This window comes from Vibrio sp. 10N.261.45.E2 (assembly GCF_002875705.1).
Lineage (GTDB): Bacteria > Pseudomonadota > Gammaproteobacteria > Enterobacterales > Vibrionaceae > Vibrio.
In genome coordinates, this window is the sequence record NZ_MCZZ01000032.1 from 1 (window position 1) to 844 (window position 844).

The 844-nt window shown below is 31.3% G+C and carries 1 protein-coding gene; it reads left to right on the plus strand.

Annotated elements, in window-relative coordinates; all coding sequences use genetic code 11:
* Positions 1 to 228: 228 nt before the first annotated feature.
* A complete protein-coding gene (locus BCT34_RS02010) occupies positions 229 to 687 on the plus strand; it encodes a hypothetical protein (RefSeq protein WP_076651774.1) in 459 nt (152 codons plus the stop codon).
* Positions 688 to 844: the final 157 nt, after the last annotated feature.

The following is an 844-nucleotide window of genomic DNA, read 5'->3' on the forward strand; positions in this document are numbered from 1 at the left end:
ACAATATTTGCGACAGAACCTGTGGTGGACCCATACAAATAGTGGTAAAATGTAAAGTTAAGTAATAACATACCTAACTGTATGATATTTTAAGGGGATATTGTTTGATGTTTTTTAGTGAATTTACTTAGCAAAGTCTACATCTTCTTCAAAATAACTGCTAAAACACCTGCGGAATGTCGTTCCTACCCCCCTTCAGTGCCGTTTTTGAAAAACGGGAGGAAATAAATGAGTACAAATGATGAACAATTAACACCTATGGTTGATGCTATGTGTGGAGCTATTTCAGCTATACTATTAGTAAGTGTGTTTTTCATACTTGGCACAGCTGAACAACTTAAAGAAAACCTACAGAATATCGAAAGATTAAAACTTAGAGATTTTATAAAGAACAATCAAGATTACTTCATAGTAGATCATGATGTTGTTATTATGGAGGATATGAATGGCTTTTATTTTAACAAAACTTACCATTTATCTGATAAAAGTAAAAGCATAATTAAGAAAAACATACACGGAAAAATAAAATCAATTATTATAACTTCAAATTTGGATGATAAAGGAAAAATCTTTAATGTTCTTTTATTCTTGAAACAAATTAATTTAACTACAGACGTCGATGATATAGATATTGTTTTTAAAGATAAGAATAGTTCTATTAGTAGTATTAAATGGATTGTCGAATAATGATTCATCCATAATTACGTTGTTGTATCACTCATATTCCAAGCAATAGAACATAGCAGCTACGCTGCAATTGGGCGCGTGGCAGGTTTATGAGTATAATCAGGTTTTTCATTCGCTATAAATCACAACCTGATTACTCCCGAATTCAACTGCGAAG

Bases quoted from the DNA above. Each gene is read 5' to 3' on its own strand.
- BCT34_RS02010 (WP_076651774.1), top strand. From the start codon at position 229: ATGAGTACAAATGATGAACAATTAACACCTATGGTTGATGCTATGTGT.